Origin of the sequence: Mesorhizobium sp. M7A.F.Ca.ET.027.03.2.1 (assembly GCF_003999175.1) — a bacterium.
Taxonomy (GTDB): domain Bacteria; phylum Pseudomonadota; class Alphaproteobacteria; order Rhizobiales; family Rhizobiaceae; genus Mesorhizobium.
Map to the genome: position 1 here is coordinate 1 of NZ_RZOM01001589.1, position 889 is coordinate 889.

The 889-nt window shown below is 67.8% G+C and carries 1 protein-coding gene; it reads left to right on the forward strand.

Features of this window, described 5'->3' with window-relative positions; translation table 11 throughout:
* Positions 1–889: Ppx/GppA phosphatase family protein (locus tag EN750_RS36640; protein ID WP_145968304.1), on the forward strand; the 889-nt coding region annotated here is incomplete at both ends.

The following is an 889-nucleotide window of genomic DNA, read 5'->3' on the forward strand; positions in this document are numbered from 1 at the left end:
GAGTCGGTGGCCTCGCCCGTCGCTGTGGTGCCACGGCCGGAACAGAGCGCCCGTCGGCCGCCGGTCCAGGAGCTTCCGGTGTTTGCGGCGCTAGACCTTGGCACCAACAATTGCCGGCTGCTGGTGGCCGTGCCGACGCGGCATGGCCAGTTCCGCGTCATCGACGCTTTTTCGCGCATCGTCCGGCTGGGCGAGGGGCTCACCGCCAATGGCCGGCTCGGCCAGCCGGCGATGGACCGCGCGGTCGAGGCGCTGAAAATCTGCGGCGACAAATTGCGCAACCGCAAGATCAGAAAAGCCCGGCTGATCGCCACCGAGGCCTGCCGCACGGCCGAAAACGGCGTCGAGTTCATCGACCGCGTGGAACGCGAGGCCGGCCTGAAGCTTGAGATCATCGACCGCCAGACCGAAGCGCGGCTGGCGGTGTCCGGCTGCGGCTCGCTGGTCGAGCGCGACACCCAAGGCGTCGTCCTGTTCGATATCGGCGGCGGCTCGTCCGAAATCGCGCTCATCGATCTCGCCGGCCGCCGTTCGCCGAGGCTGGCCAATCATATCGTGTCGTGGACGTCGCTGCCGGTCGGCGTCGTCTCGCTGGCCGAGCGCTTTGGCGGCCGCACGGTGACGCGCGAGATCTTCGCCGCCATGGTCGACGACGTTGCCGGCCGGCTGGCCAGCTTCGACGGTCGCGATCGGCTGAGCCATCTCAAGGCCAGTCCGAATTTCCATCTGCTGGGCACGTCCGGAACCGTGACGACGCTGGCCGGCGTTCACCTTGAGCTCGAACGCTACGATCGCCGCCGTGTCGACGGGCTGTGGATGGACCGCGACAGCGTCGATCGCATGGTCGAAAGACTGGTTGGCTGGGATTTCCAGCAGCGCTGCGCCAACC